This window comes from Haladaptatus sp. T7 (assembly GCF_026008575.1).
Classification (GTDB): Archaea; Halobacteriota; Halobacteria; order Halobacteriales; family Haladaptataceae; genus Haladaptatus; species Haladaptatus paucihalophilus.
In genome coordinates this window covers 380,409-400,838 of sequence record NZ_BROP01000004.1, presented here as the reverse complement: position 1 = coordinate 400,838, position 20,430 = coordinate 380,409, and the positions used below count along the sequence as shown (strand labels likewise).

Here is a 20,430-nt window from a genome sequence, read left to right as displayed (position 1 = left end):
AACCCCGCCGTGGAGATTTAATACAACCGCCACTGTCTAGCTCTGTCATGGGATACATTGTCAAAATGCCCAAACTGGGGCTGGAGATGGACTCCGGGACGCTCAACGCGTGGACCGTTTCGGAGGGCGACGCGATAGCGGAAGGCGACGTCATCGCCGAAATCGAATCGGAGAAGACGACGGCCGAAATCGACGCGCGGGAGGAGGGCGTGCTCAGGCGCGTCTTCGTCGAGGAAGGCGACGTTACCGACCCGGGCGCGCCGCTCGGCATCGTCGCCGCACCCGACGCTGACATCGACGGATTGGTCGCGGAGGTCGAAGGAGCGTCTGCGGAAACGCCGTCCGAAGCGTCATCCGCCGCCGCGAGCGAATCCACGGCTCGGACCGCCGACCGGGAGTCAGCCGCCGAATCCAGCGGTACGGCGACGACGCAGGTCAAGGCGACGCCCCGAGCGAAGCGACGGGCCGACGAACTCGGCATCGACCTGACGACCATCGACGGCACCGGGCCGCAAGGTGCCATCGACGAGAGCGACGTCGAAGCGGCAGCCGAGAGTGAAACGGCCGAACCGCCGAGCGACGTCAAAGCGACGCCGCGGGCCAAGCGACGGGCGGAGGAACTGGACGTGGCGCTTCACACCGTCGAAGGAACCGGACCACAGGGTGCCGTGACCGAGGGCGACGTCGAGGCCGCGGCGGAGGCGACGGAAGCCGAATCGAAAGAATCGGAGGCAGCGGAAATGGAATCGGAGGCGAAATCGGCCGCAGAACCCGACGTTCCCGCCGGACGGGTGTTCGCCACGCCGAGCGCACGCCGACTCGCACGCGAGTTGGGCGTCGACGTGGAAACCGTCGGGGTGGCCGTCGAAGGTCCGCTCACGGAAAGCGACGTTCGGCTGGCGGTCGAGGGGACGGAATACGACGAACCGGAGACGGTCCCCGGAACCCGCGACGAGGAACGACCGCTGACGGGTATGCGCCGCACCATCGCGGACCGCCTCGGCCAGAGCGACCGCGAGGCGGTGCACGTCACCGAACATCGCTCCGCCGACGCCGAGGAACTGCTCGCCGCGGCGGCGGCCGCGGACGAGGCGCTCGCCCCCGACGTGTCCGTGACGGATGTCCTCCTGACCGCGCTGTCGGCGGCGCTCGACGCGCACCCGGAGTTCAACGCCACTTTCGAGGACGGCGTGCACCAGCTTCACGAATCACACAACATCTGCGTCGCCGTCGATATCGACGCCGGACTCATCGCCCCCGTCATCCGCGACGTGGATTCGCTCTCGCTCTCCGAGCTCGCGACGAGACGGAGGGAAGTGACCGCCCGCGCGCTCTCCGGCGACTACACGATGGACGACCTCACGGGGGGAACGATGACCGTCTCGAACCTCGGCGTCCTCGGCGTCGAGCGGTTCGACCCGGTCATCAACCCGCCCCAAATCGCCATCCTCGGTGTCAACGCCATCAAACGCGAAGTGGTTCCGACCGACGACGACGAAGTTGCCGTTCGCAAGCGCATCTCCTTCTCGCTCTCGTTCGACCACCGAATCGTGGACGGGGCGGACGCCGCGCGCTTCCTCGGAACGCTCGTCGAGCACGTCGAAAACCCGTGGCCGCTCGTGATTGCGGCGGGCGAAAAGTAGGGAAACTCCGTCACTCGACGCCGAAGTAGCCCTCGCTCGCGGCCCGTTCTACCACCCTCTCGATTCGGACGAGTCGCGGCCCGTCGGCGACGGGTCGCAGTCGAACGGACGCGTCCCGAACTTCGAGTTCGCGCTCGCCGTCGGCGCTGATGACGCCGCTCGAAACGTCGAACTCGAACGCCTCGCCGTCGTCGAGCACTCGGTGTTCCTCGACGGAAACGGTGGAAACGACGCCCGGAACGGTAACGGCCCGCACTCTCTGTCCTCGATTCCGGCTCTCGTCGTGTTCCTCTCGCTCGCCTTTCGTCTCCAATCGGAAGCCGACGCCACCGGAGTCGTCGGGGCGGTGGACCGCGAGTCCGCCAGCGATGCCGGAGAGACCGATTTCGGTCGGCGACGCGCGCGAGACGACGCCGCCGATGATGTCCCCCGGGTCGAGAATCGCTCGGGTTCCGACGAACTGCCGGTCTAAAATCCCGAGCGTCGCCAGTCCACGGATTCGGCGCACTCCCGTTCCGTCGTCCACGACTCCCTCGATGCTTCCGTGCCGCACCGTCGCCTCGTCGGCCGGTACCGCCCCCGTTGCGATGACTCCCGCGGCGACGCCCGCGACGGTTCCGTCGATGGGCGTCGGGACGACGTTGTTCGTGCCGGTGGAGATGCTCACCACCGGCACGTCGCCGATTCCGTGAGCCACGTCGCGGTTCGTGCCGTCGCCGCCGAGGACGACGACGGCGTCCGCCTCGGCCGAGAACCGCTCCGCGGCGGTTCGAGCGTCCTCGCCGGTCGCCGTGACGGTCATGTCCAGCAGGTTGACCGCGAGGTCGTCCGGCGCGCCCGCCACGATTCGATCTGCGAGTCCGGCGTTGTCCGGCATGACGAGGACTTCGATGTCGTCCGTCATCGTCAGTCCTTCGAGGGCGCACGTCGCCGTCCGACGTTTCGCGTAGTTGCTACTGACGCTGGCACCGCCCGTCAGTCGCCGGATGTCGCGTCCGGCGATCGGGTTGACGATGAGTCCCACTGTCTGGGACACTTATACGATGCGGTCGATGGCCGCTTTCACGTCGTCAGCGTCCGGGAGCACTTCCTCCTCCAGCGCGGGGCTGAACGGGATGTGAACGTCCGCGACGCCGACGCGCTGAATCGGCGCGTCGAGGCTGAAGAACGCGTTCTCCATGACTCGCGTCGCCACCTCCGCGTGGGTGCCGTACGAGAGCGGACTCTCGTCCGCGATGACGAGGCGACCCGTCTTGTTCACGCTCTCGACGAGCGTGTCGGTGTCCAACGGGTAGAGCGACCGGAGGTCGATGACTTCGACGCTCGTCTCGCCCGCGAGTTCGTCCGCGAGGTCGAGCGATTCGCCGACCAGTCGTTGGGTCGCGACGACCGTCACGTCGTCACCCTCGCGCTCGACCTTGGCCGTCCCGAGCGGGATGGTGTAGTCCTCGTCGAGCGGTACCTCGCCCGTCTGCTCGTACATCGCCTTGTTCTCGAACACGAACACGGGGTCGTCCGAGCGGATAGCCGACTTCAACAACCCCTTCGCGGCCCGCGGCGTTCCGGGGGCCACGGCGATGATGCCCGGGAAGTGGGCGAACCACGTGTGCAGCGTGCCGGAGTGCTGACTGGCCGCACCCATGCCGCCACCCTCGGTCGTTCGAACCGTCACCGGCATCTCGGTCTTGCCGCCGAACATGTACCGATTCTTGGCCATCTGGTTGATTATCTGCTCCGAGCAGACGCCGAGGAAGTCCGCGAACATGATTTCGACGACGGGTCGCGTCCCGGTCGCCGCCGCACCGACTGCCGCGCCCATGAATCCGGCTTCGCTTATCGGCGTATCCCGGATTCGGTCCTCGCCGTACTCGTCCACGAGACCGCTCGTCACCTCGAAGACGCCGCCGAACTCGCCGACGTCCTCGCCGATGACGAAGACGTCATCGTCGCGGTCCAGTTCCTCCCGCATCGCCAGGCGAATCGCCTCCCGTACCGTCATCTCCTCCGTCTGGGACGGTCCGGACGACGGCGCGCTTTCCGTGCTCATCGGTCCTCACCTCCGTCGGTCCGCATCTGCTGTGCAAAGCCGTCTATCTCCGGTACTGTTGCGTTAAACATGTCGTCGTAGGCCTCGTTCGGGTCGGGGTAGTCCGCTTCTTTGGCGTTCTTCGCCGCCTCCTCCACCTGTGCGCTGATGTCGGCTTCCATCTCCTCGAACTCCGATTCCGTGATGGTTCCGGCGTCGATGAGTCGCTCCTTGAACGACTCGATGGCGTCGTTCTCCTTCCAGAGGTCGATGTCCTCGTCGGTTCGATACGGTTGTTGGTCGCCCTCGAAGTGACCGCGGTAGCGGTAGGTGTCCGCCTCGATGAAGGTCGGTCCCTCGCGGTCCACCGCGCGCTTTCGGGCCTCCTTGACGGCTTCGAAGACGGCGGTCACGTCCATCCCGTCGACCGTGAAGCCGGGGATGTTGTACGCCTCCGCCGTCTCGCTCAGGTTTTGGAGGTTGTGTTGCTTTTCGACCGGGGTCCCCTCGCCGAACTGGTTGTTCTCGACGAGGAATACCGCCGGGAGGTTCCACGTCGCCGCGAGGTTGATGGCCTCGTGAATCTGCCCCTGCGCGACGGCACCGTCGCCGAAGAACGCCAGCGCTACCGTGTCCTCGCCCTTGACTTGCGACGTGAGCGCGGCCCCTGTGGCGAGCGGCGGCCCGGCACCGACGATACCGTTCGCGCCCAGCATGCCCGCATCGACGTCCGCGATGTGCATCGAACCGCCCTTGCCGTTGCAGTAGCCGTTCGCCTTACCGTACAGTTCGGCCATCATCCGCTCCAGGTCCAGTCCCTTTGCGATACAGTGGCCGTGGCCGCGGTGCGTGCTCGTGATGTAGTCGTCCTCTTCCAGCGCGGCGCACGCCCCGACGCCGACCGCCTCTTCACCGATGTAGAGGTGGACGAACCCCGGCAGTTCCCCGTCACCGAACAGTTCGCCCGCCTTCGTGTCGAACGCTCGAATCGTCAGCATCCGACGTAGCGCTTCTTTTTGTCCGTCTTCCGTCTCAATGTTGATTGCTACCATTGCCCATGCAATACACGACTCATCGACCATTAACTGTTATGAATGTTGATGGGGTTTTCAGCCTCGATCAAATTTACCAATTTACATTTCCCGCTCCGTCGCTGGCCATCGCCCGATTCTCACTCGGACGAAAGAATTCTCAGCGGCTTCGCCCGTTCGGAAGGATGTCGTCCAATCCTTCTCGCACCGCTTCGGTTATGGTCGCGGGAATCGCACCACCGTACGTCTCCGCTGGCCCACCGGTGGACCCGAGGAAGAACACCAGACTCACGAGCGATACGATTAAAATCTCGAGCGTCCGCGTAATCCGTCCGTCGTTTCGGTATAGATAGGCCGTAACGCCGGGATATTCCGCTCCGGTGATGCTTGCGACGAAGACGGAAATGAAGATTCCGAGTACGGTAAACTGTGCTTGTGCGAGGATTTTGAAGTACTCCGCTATCCCGTCGATGCTCACCAGATATGCCACCGAGAGGAGTAAAGCGGTGCTTCCGACAACGAACGTTCGTCGTCCGTGTGTCCGTGACGCGACTCCCGTTCGACTCACTCCTCGTCGTCGAACCGACACGTGACGAGGTAGTCCGACCGGTCGTCGTCGCTTTCGGCGCTTTCGAGCGTGACCGGGCGGTCCGTCCCGCGCACCAGTCCGACGGCCACGAACGACGCGATGGGGTGGTCGAACCGGTCTACCTCCCCGTACCGACTCCCGGTGATAGCGACGGTGACGCGGCCGTCTTCGTCCACGTCCGGCGTCGCGCTCTCGACCAGTTCGAACCCCTCGACGAGCGCGTCGGCGAGTTGATTTGCGAGTTCGCGGGGTCGGTCCGCGGTGCCGCCGACCATCCCTTCGAACTCGTGGAACAGTCCCGCCCCCGTCGGCGGCACGGCCACCCCTCGTTTGCGCTCGTCGTCCGTCACGACGAACAGCGTCGTCGCATCGTCCCCGTCGGGCAGGTCGTACTCGCGGTGTTGCGGGACGAACAGGCGTACGCCCGCGTTCTCGTCCGCCGCGTTCCCTGCCGGGAGGTAGACGGACGTCCCCGACAGCCCCAGCGTCTCGACGAGTTCGGCACCGGTCGCGGCGTGGGCGGCGTAGGTTCGCTCGCCGACCGACGCCGAGACGAACTGCTCCGGGGTGAGGAAGTACGTGAGTACCCCGGCGAACAGTCCGGTTCCGGCCAGCGCGAAGAGAACGGTTTGCGAGGAGGGAAACAGCAGGCCGCCGAGTCCCGCCAGCGCGCCGATTCCGGCCATTCCGAGCGCGGTCCGCCGGTAACTCGTCTGCCGTGCGCGACGGTACTCGTCGCGCAATCGTTCGTTCTCCTCTGCGAGCAGTTCGAGTCGGGCGGTGAGGTCGGCGACGGATGCGTCGTCCGACGCCGCCCGCCGGTCGTCGTCGTTCGTGGTCGATGAAGCGAATTGGTTACTCATATGTTGTCCTCTACGAGTCCGAGCGCGACGCGTTCGTACCGATGCAGGCCGTACGAGATGACGGCGACGACGAGCACGACGCCGCCGACGACCAACGGGAGTCGGCCGCTCCACCGATAGACGGCCAGCGCTCCCCCGCCGAACAGGGCGGCGACGACGCTCGTAACGCCGATTCGCCAGCCCGGTCTATCTTGCCTGAGCGACGGTCCCACGAGCACGGCGAGCAGTCCGAGTTCCAGCAGGACGAGGAACGCGACGCCGATGTCGTCGGCGAGAGCGGCGACGACCAACTGTCCGAACGCCACCGTGTAGAGCGTCGGTACGGTGTACCACAGCACGAAGAACACCGTTCCGGCGATGAATCCCGTCAAACCGGTTGCGACGGTGCACCCGACCGCGACGAGCAGTGCGCCGACGCCGCCTAGCCACGTGGGACGTTCGCGTCGCATCGTTACCGTCCCCCCGCGGCCGGTTCCTTCGCTCGTCGCGTTTCGGCGAGAATCGCTTCGATTCGGTCGGCGGGGGCGATTTCGAGCGCCGTCACGCCGTCGATTCGCGTGAGGTCGCGCCGGAACTCCTCGAAATCGACGTAGCCCTCGTATGCGCTCTCGACGGTTCCGACACTCCCGCGCTCGAACAACACCGTCGGCGCGAGGAAGACGAGCACGTGCTCGGAGCGCCGTCGCGCCGCCCTGACCGCCTCCCGAACTTCCATCCGATGCGTATCGTCGGTGAGGATGACCGTCATCACCGACCCGCGGACGCCGCCGAGGTAGGTTCGAACCGTCTTGTAGAGCGGGTCGCCTTCGATTCGTTGCACGTATCGCTCCGACTCGACGACGTACGGGAGCAGGGTCCGCCCGAACGCCGAGTCCTCCGACCGGAGATGCGTCGCCATCTCGCGGGCCTCACGCGGCGTCTGCGCCCGCGCTCCCGACGGACCGTTCGTCGTCGGGTCCGTCTCCGTCGTGTTTTCCACGGCGGTCGAAACGAGGTCGTGCAGTCGCGTTTCGATGTCGGTGTAATGTCGGGCGCTCGCGTCCGGTTGGCGGGTGGTCGTCACGCCAGCATCACCGACGGTGTACAGGGAGAGCGGTTCGGTGTTCGTCCGCGCGTTGTCGGCGTAAGCGAGCGCGACGTGCCGAAGGTAATCCAGTTTCGTCTCCCCCTCGATTCCCGTCGTCATCGAGGACCGGTGGTCGACGACGAGGGCGGTCGAGAGGTCGGTTTCCGCGTCGAACTCCCGGACGTGCGGGGTGTTCATCCGCGCGGTCGCCTTCCAATCTATCTGCCGCATCGTGTCTCCCGGCACGTACTGGCGAATCTCGGCCGGGTCGAGACCGACGCCGCGGTCGCCCGTCTTGTGCTCGCCGAACGCGGTCGACATGCTCTCGCCGCCCATCCCGACGTGGAGCGCTCGCGGCCGTCGCGGCGCGACGGTCACGCTCTCGGCGTCTCCCATCGGCACCGTCGAGCGGAAAAGCCCGGCCGGGTCGGTGAGCGTTACGGTCGGCGGTTCACACTCGAACTTCCCGGCGACCGGCCAGCGGAGCGAAAACGTCGTCGTCGCGTCTCGCTCCCCGGCGGCGAGGGTGAACGATTGGTTCTCCGGGTCGCGTTCGGTCGCGGTCATCGGCAGGCGGGGTTCGACCGCCACGGCGAGCGGCGACGGCTCGGAGAGCGTCGCGCTGACGGCGACCGACGTGTCCTCGTCGGTCGCCACGCGGCGCTGGGACATCGATTGGGTCACGGTGAGCGCGTCGGCGGTGGCCAACACATCGCGCGTGAACCGATACTGCCGGACGAGCAGCGACGCACCGATTCCGGCCGCTCCGACGAGGAGCAGCAGCTGGTCGAACAGCAACGCTCCGCCCGCGAGCAGACAGCCGAGCACCACCCCGACTTCGTATCGGCGCGTCACCTCCATACCGTTGACAACCTTCCCCCTCCCAATTTAATGTATTGTATTGAAAGCCGAAATATCCCTTTCTTCCTCCCTTCCTGTGGACTTATTTACACCCGTTTCGTCCTTTGGTCAACGAATGCCTGACGAACACGGCCGATGGACGGTTCGACGGTGTCGGGACGCGGACAAAAACGCGGTCTGGCGGGTCCACGACCGGTCGCTCCGCGACTCGGCCATGCGCTACTCGCCGGAGTACAACCGGTACCTTCGCCACATCCCGACCGAATCTCTGGAATGCGAGGGGGAGTTCCTCGTCGTGACGGACGACGCGACGACTGATGTGACGATAGCCGACGACTATCGGCATACGCGGACGAACGGAATCGTTGGAATCGGCGGCTTTCGGCCGCGCGCTCGTGTGATTTCACCCTTCGGACGATGGGGTGCCGACGAATGTGATTGATTCCGGATAGTACCACTCACAGAAAGAAGCTGTTTTCACGGACGACTGTGACGTGATAGATGTGTCTCGGTCTGCCGCATCGCTCGGTCTTCTCACCCTCCTCCTCGTAGCTACGGTACTGCCCGCACAGGCAGCGGCAGTGTCGACGTCCGACGTCGCCCGATTTTCCTCCCAACCGGAACACGTCGGGACGGCTTCGTTCGCCCGCAATAACTCCACGGTTCACCACGAAAACCCCGACGACGTGCAGTCAGAGGGTGACGTCTCGGAACTCGAACAGTGGCTGTCCGGTCGGCTCTCGTCGCAACTCGGGTCGAGTACCGTGAAAATAGAGCAGGGCCAATACGAGAAAGCCCACTCGGTCCTCGGCGACGACTACGACGACCTCCTGAGCAAGTACGTCGAAGTTTCGAGACAGACGGACGGAACCGCGGACGACAAAACGGCGAAAACCATCCGGGACGCTCAACGGAGCCAACGACAATACGTCTCGCGCGTCCAACGCTACCGCCAACTGTACGACCGCTACCAGCGGGCGAAGCAGAACGGAAACGACGAGAAAGCCCGCACGCTCGCACGGAAACTCGAACGTCTCCAGAAGGACATCGACCGCTCCAGTAGCAACCTGACGACGAACTATAACCGCCTCTCGAATCGGACGAACACCAGCACGGCGGGCGAGATGGGGCGGATTCGAAACGTCACGCAAAACATCTCCAGTCAGCAGGCGACAGTACGCAAGGCGGAGTTCACCCAGACGAACTTGACGGCGACGATACGGACGCCGAACGTCTCGTTTTTCGACCCGATTCGCGTCACCGGCCGACTGACGGACGAGAACGATACCGGCCTCGAGAACCAATCTATTTGGCTTCGTCTGGGTGGTAATCGTTCACAACGCGTCCGAACGAGCGAGAACGGGTCGTTCTCGCTCGTCGGCAGACCGGCGGTGGTGTCGCGCGGTAACCGCTCCTTCCGCGTCGAGTACCACCCCACCAACGGGTCCATCTATCTCGGCTCGAACGCGACGGTTCAAGCAAACGTCTCCCGTGTCGCCGCCATGATCGATATTTCGAACCACACGCGGCGGGTGCGGTACAACGACACTGTGGCCGTTTCGGGGCGCGTCCACGCTCGGCAGGTCGGCGCAACCGACGTGCCGCTCGCCGTCTTCCTCGGGGAGACGCGACTCGGAACGACGCGCACCGGCCCGGACGGTTCGTTCTCCTTCAACACGACGCTTCCAGCGGATGTCCCCGCCAATTCGACCGCCATCCGCGTCGCGTTTCCCTTCCGTGGCCGCGCGCTCAACGCCCTGAACGCGACGGCTCCGGTCGTGGTCGAATCGTCGGCGACGACGCTCACGCTCTCGGGAACGACCGGGAAGACGCGGAGCGTGGACCTCTCCGGATATCTCACTACGACGACCGACACACCGGTTGCGGACCAACAGGTGTCGATTCTCGTCAACGGGACGCAGGTCGCGTCCACCCGGACGGACGAAAACGGCACCTATCGAATTTCCCTCGTCCTGCCGCCGTCTCTCGTTCCCGCGGATAGCAACGCGACGTTCGCCGCGCGGTTCGACGGCCGCGGAAAGAACGTCGAGTCGGCGCGCACCGCGACCGAAATCGCGGTTTCGGGCGCCGACGACGGTCCGCTAGACTCGACGACCCGCGGCTGGTTGGTGAGTCTCGGCGTGGCCGCCCTCATCACGCTCGGCGGCTTTTTCCTCTGGCGCTCCGACTTCGGTGGCGGCGACGCCGACCCCGACGGACGCGACGGAATGGCAACGGATGTCGATGCCGTGACCGAATCGGACGACGCCACGACGGACCCGTCCGTGTCCGCGGCGGCGTTCCTCGACCGCGCTCGTTCGGCCCGCGATGCGGGCGAATTCGAGACGGCCGTCGAGATGGGGTACGCGGCGACCCGCGACCGATTCGACGCCGTGGTTCCGACGGCCACATCGACCCACTGGGAGTTCTACAACGCCTGCCGGGAGGCCGACCTCGCCGCCGAGACGCTTTCGACCATCGCCGACGTGACCGAACGGTACGAACGGGCGGCCTTCGCCGCGAATCGGGTAAGCAGCGAGACGGCGACGGCGGTCATCGACGCCGCCAGCACGCTCGTCGAAGACGGCGCTTAACTCCCTCCCCACGAGATATCCGCTATGGAACCGGATGACAATCGTCGCACCTGGGCCGAGCGCTCGGGGGCGTATTCGCCCGCCTACTACGCTCGAATCGGGGCGAACGAGGTGAGCGACACCCTTCGCACCGTCTTCGAGTACTACGTCGAGGAGGACGCGGCGATTCTCGAAATCGGCTGTAGTTCGGGACGTCACCTCGACCGCCTCCGCGACGAGGGGTACACGAACCTCACCGGCATCGACATCAACGACGAGTCGTTCGACGTGATGGCCGAGAAATATCCGAAACTCGCCGCGACGGGGACGTTCCACACCGGCGCTATCGAGGACCTCCTCCCCGAGTTCCCGGACGACGCGTTCGACGTCATCTACTCGGTCGAAACGCTCCAGCACATCCATCCGGAGAACGAGTGGGTGTTCGAAGAACTGATTCGCGTCACCGGTGACCTCATCATCACCGCCGAAAACGAGGGGAACAGCCCGCAGCGCGGTCGCGGCTCCGAGAAAGTGAGCTACGTCAACGACGAGTTTCCGCTGTACCACCGGAACTGGAAGCGGGTGTTCTCGGACCTCGGCCTCGCCCAACTCGTCCGCGAACGGGGTAACCGCGACACGGTTCGCGTCTTTCGCGTGCTCTGATTCGACGGTCGGAGTCGGACGGTCACTCCGTGAGCAACCGCCGAAGGACGAGGTGGAGGATGCCGCCGTTCTCGACGTACCGAACCGCCGCGGGCGTTCCCACTTGGGCGGTCACCGGGAATTCGACGGTCGAACCGTCCTCGCGTTCCGCGACGACCGCGAGTTCGTCCTTGACGTCGAGTCCCTCGTCGAGGCCGCGGACGGTGAACGTCTCGGACCCGTCGAGGCCGAGCGATTCCCACGAATCCCCGCCCTGAAACTGGAGCGGCAGGACGCCCATGCCGACGAGGTTGTCGCGGTAGATGCGCTCGTAGCTCTCCGCGATGGTGGCTTTCACGCCCAGCAGGTCGGTTCCTTTCGCCGCCCAGTCGCGGCTCGACCCCGTTCCGAACTCCGTCCCGGCGGCGACGACGAGCGGGGTTCCGTCCTCCCGGTAGCGCTCGGACGCCTCGAAGACGGTCGTCTCCTCGCCGGTCGGTTGGTGGATGGTGTAGCCGCCCTCCACGTCGTCCAACATCTCGTTCTCGATTCGCACGTTGGCGAACGTGCCGCGCATCATCACTTCGTGGTTGCCGCGCCGCGACCCGTAGGTGTTGAATTCGTGTGGTTCGACGCCGTGGTCGAGGAGCCACTGCCCCGCGGGCAGGTCCGGGCCGAAGGGACCGGCGGGACTGATGTGGTCCGTGGTTACGGTGTCGCCGAGCAACATGAGACAGCGCGCGTCCTCGATGTCCGCGACGCCGGGTTCCTCCAGCGGGAAGTCCTTGAAGAACGGCGGTTCGCGGATGTACGTGGACTCCTCGTCCCACTCGTACACGTCTCCGGTCGGCGCTTCGAGCCCCTTCCAGCGCTCGTCGCCCTCGTACACGGAGGCGTACTTGTCCTCGAACATCGACGTGTCCACGCTGTCGTGAACGGCCGCGTGAATCTCGTCCGACGACGGCCAGAGGTCGGCGAGGTAGACTGGTTCGCCGTCGTCGTCCGTCCCGAGCGGTTCGCGTTCGAGGTCGATGTCCATCCGCCCCGCGAGGCCGTAGGCGACGACCAACGGCGGGCTGGCGAGGTAGTTCGCGCGAATCTTCGGGTGGATGCGCGCCTCGAAGTTCCGGTTGCCCGAGAGGACGCTCGTCGTCCAGAGACCGTGTTCGTCGATGGCGGTCTCGATGGGGTCCGGGAGCGGTCCGGCGTTGCCGATACAGGTCGTACAGCCGTATCCGACCACATTGTACCCCAAGTCTTCGAGGTACGGGAGGAGGCCGGACGCGTCGAGGTACTCCGTGACGACGCGGCTTCCCGGCGCGAGGCTCGTCTTCACGTAGTCGGGGACGTCGAGGCCGCGGTCGACGGCGTTCTTGGCGAGCAGCCCCGCGGCGAGCATCACCGAGGGGTTCGAGGTGTTCGTACAGCTCGTGATGGCGCTGACGACCACGGAGCCGTGGCCGATTTCGACCTCGGACCCGTCGTCCATCTCGACGGACACGCGCTTCGTGAGTTCACCGAGGTCGGGTTCCGCCGGTGCTTCCGCCGTTTCCGGCTCCGCCACCGTTCCGCCGTCCGTGGACGCGCCGGTTCCCTCCGCGTTGCCACCCGCGCCGCCCTCGCCGAGCCAGCGGGCGACGGCTTCCTCGTCCACGTCCCCGAGTTCGTCTCCGAACTCGTCGTAGAGCAGGTTTCGGAAGTGGGTCCGCATGTCGCCCATGGGAACGCGGTCTTGGGGGCGTTTCGGCCCGGCGAGGCTGGGTTCGACGGTCGAGAGGTCCAACTCGACCGTTTCCGTGTATTCGGGTTCCTGCTCGCCGAACAGCCCTTGCGCGTCGAGGTACTCGCGGACGAGTTCGATGTGCTCGGGTTCGCGTCCGGTGAGTTCGAGGTAGTCGAGCGTCGCCTCGTCCACCGGGAACACGCTGACAGTCGACCCCTGTTCGGGGGCCATGTTCGAGAGCGTCGCCCGATCCGGGACGGTGAGGTTCGAAACGCCGGGGCCGAAGAACTCCACGAAGCGGTCCACGACGCCGACGTCGCGCAGTTGCTCCGTGACGTGCAGAACCAGGTCGGTCGCGGTCGCGCCCTCGGGCAGTTCGCCGGTCAGGCGGACGCCGACCACTTCGGGGAGCTTCATCGTGATGGGTTGGCCGAGCATCGCCGCCTCCGCTTCGATGCCGCCGACGCCCCACCCGACGACGCCGATGCCGCCGATCATGGGCGTGTGGCTGTCCGTCCCGACCAGCGTGTCCGGGAACAACCAGTTCTCCCCATCGACGTCGCGGTCGTGGACGACGCGGCCCAGATACTCCAGATTCACCTGGTGGACGATGCCGGTTCCCGGCGGGACGACGTTGAAGTCTTCGAACGCCTGTTGTGCCCATTTGAGCGCCTTGTACCGTTCGGCGTTCCGCTCGTACTCCATCTCTACGTTCCGCTCGTAGGCGTCCTCGGATCCGAAGTAATCGACTTGGACGCTGTGGTCGATGACCAAATCGATGGGAACCTCGGGTTCGACGATGGACGGTTGCTCGCCCGCACGGTCCGCCGCGGAGCGAAGCGCCGCCAAATCGACGACCGCGGGAACGCCGGTGAGGTCCTGCAGGACCACGCGGGAGGGCGTGAATGGGAGTTCGACGTCCGGAACCTCGGGTTGCCACGAGGCGGCGTTGCGAACGTCCTCCTCGGTGATGGTTTCGCCATCGACGTTCCGGAGGACGGACTCCAAGAGGATTCGGATACTCACCGGTAGTTTGTCGAGGTCGCACAGGCCCTCGTCTTCGAGGACCGTGAGGTCCGCCATCTTGTACGAGGTTCCGTCTACCTCGAACTCGCGGACCGCATCGAACGGGACTGGTTTACTCATCGTACCCGGAACTTGGATGCCCGTGATTATCAATAACCCCCCGAATCCTACGCTGTGAGAAGATGTTCGGTGCGCTTTCGGGACGGTCGGCCTTTCCACGGTCGGTGCTCGCTTCGCGCGTGCATCCCGGAGCTATCCGAAAGTAAACCGAGACGTGTCAGCAAGAATAATGACAGAATATTAATACTATTGCCTGTGGTATACGATGCTGATAGCCCATGCAAGACGCCTCCCGAGCACGAATGCCGCTGATCGGCGACCAGTTCCCCGACCTTCACGTGAACACCACGCACGGCGAGATGGACCTCCCCGACGAGTACGCCGGTGAGTGGTTCGTCCTGTTCAGCCATCCCGGCGATTTCACGCCCGTCTGCACGACGGAGTTCGTCTCCTTCCAACAGCACATGGACGAGTTCGACGAACTGGACGTCAACCTCATCGGGCTCTCGGTTGACCGGGTTCACTCGCACATCAAGTGGACCGAATGGATAGAGGAGGACATGGACACCGAGATCACGTTCCCCATCATCGCCGACGAAACCGGCACCGTGGCCGAGTCGCTCGGTATGATCCACCCGGGGCAGGGCACCAGCACCGTCCGCTCCGTGTTCATCGTCGACCCGGACGGCATCCTTCGCCTGCTGCTATACTATCCGAAGGAAATCGGGCGTAACATGGACGAAATCGTCCGCTCGGTCCGCGCCCTCGTCACCGCCGACGACGAGGACGTGGCGCTCCCGGCGAACTGGCCGAACAACGATATGCACGGCGATAAGGTGCTCCTCCGGCCGCCGGGCGACGTTTCCGCCGCCGACGCTCGTCGCGAAGAGGCCGACGCGGAGGGCTACGAGTATCACGACTGGTGGTTCACGCTCCGCGAACCCTGACGATACGACTGCAGTGGGGACGTGCTTCCCCGCGAAAACGAGCGCGTGACCGCGTAGATGTCGTGATGCCCCTACGTCTCACGAACGACGTCCTAAACGTCTCTTTCGGGTGTTCTTTGCTGGTCACGTTCTCAACGCCGATTATAATTTGATATAGCTATATATGATTTATGAATAGCGATACGCTACCTTCAGGCTTTCTCGTTACTGGTTTCAGCATTTCAGCCAAAAACCCATCCACTTCCGCTTACAACGATAAGCGGAAGTGTTTCTGCCCGGGTCGCCTCCCTCGGGGGAGCAGGTTTCGGCTACTCACCGACTCGGCACCTACAATTTCGGCTCTCACGAGGTCATTATCGAGCCCTCGGTGACGGCGTCGAACACCTTCCGCTCTGCTGTTCGAAGGTGCTGGTGGAAGGTTGGCGACGAGATACCAAGTGAGTCGGCAATATCTTCCCCAGTCGTTGGGCGAGGCCATTCGAAGAATCCGGAGTTGTAGGCCGCGTTGAGCGATGTTCGTTGTTGGTCGGTGAGGTCCTCTTCGAGGAACTGGTCTAATTGAGCTATCGGATCACCAGTACGCGTGACCTGCCGTTGAGCGAGCAATTCCATACCCGGATATTCGGCTTGAACGGTCTCGATTATCTCCCGTACTTCGACGCTCGGTGCGAGGTGAATCCGCATGTGGTAGTCACCATCCTCAATCCGGGCTGTGTCAACAGAGCCGCCTTGTGCGGCTACCGTCGAGAGCACGGGTGGCTCGGATAGTCGGAGCTCGAAGCGTGAAACGTCCTCCCCTTCGTCGATTATGGTCATCGAATTCCACTGAGGGAGCTGAGTAATCAACGCACCGAGCGCATCGCGAGCGTCGGTCGTTACGGTGCCGTATACGAGGTGCATTCCACCGCTGGCTGGAACGGATTGGTTGAGGGTGATTCGACCATCCGTTGTTTCGTCGATTCCGAGGGTCTCGAAGACGTTGGTGAGTTGGAACTCGAGTTCGACGACTTCGTTACTCATCAGTGCCTGCTTGCGCTCGACGGCGGCGATTGCTTGCCCCGTGATTTCGCCGAGTTGCCCGATTATCTCACATTTCTTGCCCGTGAATGCGTCTGGTTGGTCGGAGTAGAGGGTAAGTATACCGTACAGCGTCTCCTCGTGGACGATCGGAACTGCCGCGGAGGAGCGAAATCCATACTTCTGTCCGAAATCCCGCCAAGACTCGTAACTAGAGTCGGTGGAGATGTCCTGCGTGGTCTGTACCTCACGTTCGAGGATGGCTCTGCTTGTGGGTCCATTGCTACGTTCGTCGTTCGGGTCGACGGAAATCGTAATGTCGTCGAGATATCCTTCGACGCCCGTTCCCGTCCGAACATTCACTGTCTGGGTATAGTTATCGACTTCGCCAATCCATGCGGCTCGGTAGTTGTCCGTGTCCGTAAGTCGGTCACAGACGATCGTTTCTATCTCCTCGCGGGTGGATTGTTCGATAACCGCCTCGATGATATCGTGGAAAACGTCGTTGAAATGGTTGAGTGCAGAGAGATGCTCGCGCTGTCGCTTTAATCTCCGTTCGCGTTCGATCCGATCGGTAATATCCTGTGACATTGCCATTCCTGCGAATACTGTTCCCTGCTCGTCGTAGATAGGGAAGGCTTGGATGCGGCGGATTCGACCGCCGAAGTCGACTTCGATATCGCTCGTCTCACCGTCGAAGACAGCACTGTACCTTGGTTCAATATCTCTGCGGAGTTCTGCGGGGAGGCTTTTAGGTACCCTTTCTCCTTCGAGATCATCAGCTGAAACGTCGAGCCCTTCAAAAACTTCACCACCTACTGTTAGGTATCGTAAGTCCTCGTCGAATAGTACGACCGCCCCATTCGGGAAATTGTCGACGAGTTTCTGATATCGACGCTTCAGCTTCTCGAGCTGCCGTTCATGTTTCACGCGGTCAGTAACGTCACGGATGACTCCGACACGACCTATCTCCCCATCTTCGAGTTCGAATCGGCTGAACCGGCTTTCGACTGTGAGCGTCGAACCACTTGCCGTATGTATCTCATCTTCGAGTTTTGCGAAACTGGAATCACTCGAATCTGATTCAGCCAGTTTTGCCTCCTTGATGTCGAAGAAGTCATCGCCAAAAATGGCTTGCGCATGGACGCCAATGAGTTCGTCACGCTCATAGCCTGTCATCGAGGTAAGACCGTTGCTTACCATCGAGAACCGGTAGTCGCTATCGAGAACGTAGATCCCGTCGTCAACAGCTTCGACGATGCGCTCATATTGTTTGACCTCTGTTTGTCGCTCCTTGCGACCTGTTATGTCCTGGAAATAGACCGAGATACCCGTTTCTGCGGGATAGATGTGGGCTTCGAACCAGGTTTCCAGTGGGTCATAGAATATCTCCTGGGACTTTGGTTCCTGATTCTCGAAGACGTCCGTGATTGCCGCCTTGACTGTCGAGCTCCGTTCGAACGCGTCCCAGATGTGCTCGCCGACGAGTTCACTGGGACATCGCTCTAGAAGATCCCCCGCACGGTTATTGACATACGTGAACCGGTGGTCCTCATCGAGCGCGACGAACCCGTCGTCCATTCGCTCGTACACGTTCTCGAGTTCTTTCTCTTGGAGTTCCTGCTCGGTTATCTTCTGCCCCGTGATATCTGTGATGACTCCTTCGAGTATCGAAGAGCCGGATGTGTCGGTGACGCTGCGACCGCGCTCCCAGACCCACCGGATTTCGTCATGCGCGGTCAGAATGCGATATTGGGTGGTGAATTGTCCGTTTCGATCGAGCCCAGATTGGACAGTTTCCAAGATCTGAGTGCGGTCGTCAGGGTGGACAATATCGTCGCTCCAGCTGATTGTTCCGGATTCGATAGCGTCGGCGTCGTACCCGGTCAGGTCGGTGCAAGCGTCACTGACGAACTCCATCGGCCATTCGGGTTCGTTTCGACATCGATAGACCATCCCTGGTAAATTGCTGACGAGGCTTGAATACCGCTGCTTGCTTTCTTCAAGCGATTGCTCGGTCTGCTTCTGATTGGTGACATCGTAGTAGAGTTCGATTCGACCGCCGGCGTATGCACCGGCCTCGATTGGTTTACTGCGATGTTCGAGCCACCGCTCCTTGTGACCGTCGCCGGGCTCCACGTGGCATTCGAACTGTTCCGTGTACGTGTTGTCGTCGTACGTCGCAAGGACCGTTTCCGCAAACAAGTTTGACTCCGTGATAGTTGAGGCGATATATTCGTTTACGAGCGTACGCTTGTCCTTCCCGACAACCCGTTCATAGTCGAGTCCGAAGTACCGTTTGGTAGCGTCGTTGACCCATGCCACCTGAAAGTCCTCATCAAGAACGAACACTCCGACATCGGCGTCGTCGAGTACATCGTCGACGAGCGACTCGGCGGCCGGCCAGTCTGGAATATCCTGGTCGGCGTTAGTTGGCGGACGCCACCAGACCCGTGCGCTGGCCCCGACTTTCTTCGTTTCGAGTTCATCGTGTTCGACGAGGCGCTTCAGTCGAGTGTAGGTGCTTCGCTGTCCGAGGTTGAGCTGGTCTGCGACTTCGCTCGTCGTCCGAGGTGTCGCGTTTCCATCGAAGAGTGCGAGGGTTTCTCGAAGCGCATCCGTCAATGACGGTTGTTCCATTATTCCCGCTAGTAGCGACTCACGGTTATCAACCCTCTGCCGGAAGAGTCAACGGTGCTATGCGTACTCAGGTTCGCTGAAAACCATTCTACTTTGGAACTCGCAAATAACATCCTTTATTTCACGAATTCTTAATCAATCTCGAGAAATCACCCTAACAGATTAGAGTGAACCCTTACCTAGCGACGGTACCTCCGGGAGTAATACACCAGCAGTTATCGGTCGAATCGGTGTGAGAACCATGAACAAATCCGTAAACGAACGAAACATGAGCAATATTTCAAACGAACGAGCGGAGGAAGGCGAAAACGCAGCCGCTATACAGGAGGTACCGCTGAACACCTTCTTCGAAATATTGGCGAATACGCATCGCCGACAACTGTTATTCTCCCTCCTCGAATACGACTATTTGGATGACGACCATCCCCACGTTCCCACAGACGTGAGCAGTACCGACGAGCGAGAACGCCAATTTTCACTCCGAATGACACACATTCATCTCCCGATGCTCAGCGCTGCGGATGTCATCGAGTGGAACTGGGATGAGAACACAGTTTGGCGGGGGCCACGCTTCGAAGATATCCGTCCGTTGGTACGGATGGTTCAAGAACAAGTAGATGAACGCTCGATGAATTCATCGGGAAATGATGGAACGAACTCACCATGACAAAAACAGACCAGAGAAGAGGTGACAATCTCGAACCGTGTGAGAATTGTGCGGTGCAGACGCCTCACGAAGTCTCGATCGAGATTCGCACTGAAAGCGACAAACCGAACAATGCGAAGTTCTCCCGTGAACCGTACCGGGTCATTCGCTGTCTGATGTGTGGCACAACGACGACGGCGCGGATGAACAACGCCTGAACGTATGTGGTCTATTCGCATCATTTCCCACAGATGGCTTCTGTCCGGAGTGCGATGGAGTGTAAAATCGAACACGCGGGCGCCTCGCACGGATAGAGAGCCGAGCCCACCCACTTCCCACGACACATGACCGGTTCAATCGTTGACGTAATTATCCCGAGCGACCAGTTCGCGCTTGCACATACCCTTGCGGAACTCGAGACGGTGACGGTTGACGCTGAACGAATCGCCGCCACCAATGATGAGTTCTTGCTGTCCTTTCTCCGATTCGACTCGCCTGAACGCGCAACGCTCGAAGCAATGTTTGCTGAGGACGACAGCGTTGTCGACTTTCGGCTCATAGCCGAGTTCGAATCCGATTGTCTGTATCAGTTCGAATGGGACGACCACATCGAACATCTGGTTCGTCTTCTCGTAGAACAAGAAGGGACGGTACTCCGTGCGACGGGCCACGACGACCACTGGAATATTCGTCTGTTGTTTGCTGATCGGATGATGGCTACGCGCACCAACGACTGCTGTCTGGAACACGGCATCGATTTTGATGTCACTTCTATTCACGACCTCACCGACCAAAGTAGTAGTCGAGTAGGACTAACGGACCGCCAGCAAACGACGCTTCAGCTCGCTGCCGAGCACGGCTACTACTCGGTGCCACGTGAGGTGAAAGCAGAAGACCTCGCCGAAGAAATAGGAATCTCCCATCAAGCGCTCTCCGAGCGCCTCCGGCGCGCACATGGAAATTTGGTCAATCACGTACTTCGCGGTGGAAAACGGGGGGTAAACTCGGTGGAATCAGCACCGGCGGAATCCAAACTGGAGACGAGCGGGAACTAACAACGGCCTGTGTGACCTCCGA

Annotated in this window: 17 protein-coding genes; 8 read left to right on the top strand and 9 right to left on the bottom strand. The window is 62.2% G+C overall.

Going from position 1 to position 20,430, the window contains the following annotated elements; all coding sequences use genetic code 11:
* The first annotated feature begins 47 nt into the window (after window positions 1–47).
* On the top strand, window positions 48–1,643 hold the full coding sequence (locus OPC11_RS13650; protein ID WP_264782258.1) for a 2-oxo acid dehydrogenase subunit E2: 1,596 nt from the start codon (window positions 48–50) through the stop codon (window positions 1,641–1,643).
* 10 nt (window positions 1,644–1,653) lie between these two features.
* Here the strand turns inward: OPC11_RS13650 and OPC11_RS13645 are convergent, their stop codons facing one another.
* The 7 genes from OPC11_RS13645 to OPC11_RS13615 form a co-directional block, all read right to left on the bottom strand.
* Window positions 1,654–2,679: an NAD(+)/NADH kinase gene (locus OPC11_RS13645; protein ID WP_264782257.1), complete on the bottom strand. Its 1,026-nt coding sequence runs from the start codon at window positions 2,677–2,679 to the stop codon at window positions 1,654–1,656.
* On the bottom strand, window positions 2,680–3,690 hold the full coding sequence (locus OPC11_RS13640; RefSeq protein ID WP_007981037.1) for an alpha-ketoacid dehydrogenase subunit beta: 1,011 nt from the start codon (window positions 3,688–3,690) through the stop codon (window positions 2,680–2,682).
* Window positions 3,687–4,721 carry a thiamine pyrophosphate-dependent dehydrogenase E1 component subunit alpha gene (locus OPC11_RS13635; protein ID WP_007981035.1) on the bottom strand — a complete coding sequence of 345 codons (1,035 nt, stop codon included), beginning with the start codon at window positions 4,719–4,721 and terminating at the stop codon, window positions 3,687–3,689. The genes OPC11_RS13640 and OPC11_RS13635 overlap by 4 nt, the downstream gene beginning before the upstream one ends.
* A 139-nt stretch (window positions 4,722–4,860) precedes the next feature.
* Window positions 4,861–5,178 (bottom strand): hypothetical protein, encoded by a 318-nt coding sequence (locus tag OPC11_RS13630; RefSeq protein ID WP_264782256.1) that lies wholly within the window; start codon window positions 5,176–5,178, stop codon window positions 4,861–4,863.
* An 86-nt stretch (window positions 5,179–5,264) separates the two neighbouring features.
* Window positions 5,265–6,152, bottom strand: a complete 888-nt coding sequence (locus tag OPC11_RS13625) for a hypothetical protein (protein WP_264782255.1) — start codon at window positions 6,150–6,152, stop codon at window positions 5,265–5,267.
* Window positions 6,149–6,601 carry a hypothetical protein gene (locus OPC11_RS13620; RefSeq protein WP_264782254.1) on the bottom strand — a complete coding sequence of 151 codons (453 nt, stop codon included), beginning with the start codon at window positions 6,599–6,601 and terminating at the stop codon, window positions 6,149–6,151. The genes OPC11_RS13625 and OPC11_RS13620 overlap by 4 nt, the downstream gene beginning before the upstream one ends.
* A 2-nt stretch (window positions 6,602–6,603) precedes the next feature.
* A complete protein-coding gene (locus OPC11_RS13615; RefSeq protein ID WP_264782253.1) occupies window positions 6,604–8,079 on the bottom strand; it encodes a DUF58 domain-containing protein in 1,476 nt (491 codons plus the stop codon).
* Window positions 8,080–8,194: 115 nt separating this feature from the next.
* Here OPC11_RS13615 and OPC11_RS13610 point away from each other — a divergent pair, with 115 nt between their 5' ends.
* From OPC11_RS13610 to OPC11_RS13600, 3 genes are all read left to right on the top strand, one after another.
* On the top strand, window positions 8,195–8,521 hold the full coding sequence (locus OPC11_RS13610; RefSeq protein ID WP_264782252.1) for a hypothetical protein: 327 nt from the start codon (window positions 8,195–8,197) through the stop codon (window positions 8,519–8,521).
* Window positions 8,522–8,582: 61 nt separating this feature from the next.
* Window positions 8,583–10,673: a hypothetical protein gene (locus OPC11_RS13605; protein WP_264782251.1), complete on the top strand. Its 2,091-nt coding sequence runs from the start codon at window positions 8,583–8,585 to the stop codon at window positions 10,671–10,673.
* A gap of 24 nt (window positions 10,674–10,697) precedes the next feature.
* Complete coding sequence (locus tag OPC11_RS13600) at window positions 10,698–11,315, top strand: class I SAM-dependent methyltransferase (protein WP_007981028.1); 618 nt, start codon at window positions 10,698–10,700, stop codon at window positions 11,313–11,315.
* A 22-nt stretch (window positions 11,316–11,337) separates the two neighbouring features.
* Here OPC11_RS13600 and OPC11_RS13595 read toward each other — a convergent pair whose 3' ends face one another.
* A complete protein-coding gene (locus OPC11_RS13595; RefSeq protein WP_264782250.1) occupies window positions 11,338–14,163 on the bottom strand; it encodes an aconitate hydratase in 2,826 nt (941 codons plus the stop codon).
* Window positions 14,164–14,381: 218 nt separating this feature from the next.
* Between OPC11_RS13595 and OPC11_RS13590 the strand changes: the two genes are divergently transcribed.
* Window positions 14,382–15,050 carry a peroxiredoxin gene (locus OPC11_RS13590; RefSeq protein ID WP_264782249.1) on the top strand — a complete coding sequence of 223 codons (669 nt, stop codon included), beginning with the start codon at window positions 14,382–14,384 and terminating at the stop codon, window positions 15,048–15,050.
* A 342-nt stretch (window positions 15,051–15,392) separates the two neighbouring features.
* On the opposite strand, the gene OPC11_RS13585 is transcribed toward OPC11_RS13590, so the two are convergent.
* The gene (locus OPC11_RS13585; RefSeq protein WP_264782248.1) at window positions 15,393–18,707 is read right to left on the bottom strand and encodes a PAS domain S-box protein; all 3,315 of its coding nucleotides are present in this window, start codon (window positions 18,705–18,707) and stop codon (window positions 15,393–15,395) included.
* Window positions 18,708–18,948: 241 nt separating this feature from the next.
* Here OPC11_RS13585 and OPC11_RS13580 point away from each other — a divergent pair, with 241 nt between their 5' ends.
* The 3 genes from OPC11_RS13580 to OPC11_RS13570 all read left to right on the top strand — a co-directional run bounded on the left by OPC11_RS13580 (window position 18,949) and on the right by OPC11_RS13570 (window position 20,408).
* A complete protein-coding gene (locus OPC11_RS13580; RefSeq protein ID WP_264782247.1) occupies window positions 18,949–19,374 on the top strand; it encodes a hypothetical protein in 426 nt (141 codons plus the stop codon).
* Window positions 19,371–19,571, top strand: coding sequence for a hypothetical protein (locus OPC11_RS13575; protein WP_049805664.1), 201 nt, complete (start codon window positions 19,371–19,373; stop codon window positions 19,569–19,571). The genes OPC11_RS13580 and OPC11_RS13575 overlap by 4 nt, the downstream gene beginning before the upstream one ends.
* Before the next feature lie 126 nt (window positions 19,572–19,697).
* Window positions 19,698–20,408: a helix-turn-helix domain-containing protein gene (locus tag OPC11_RS13570; protein WP_264782246.1), complete on the top strand. Its 711-nt coding sequence runs from the start codon at window positions 19,698–19,700 to the stop codon at window positions 20,406–20,408.
* The last annotated feature ends 22 nt before the right edge of the window (window positions 20,409–20,430 follow it).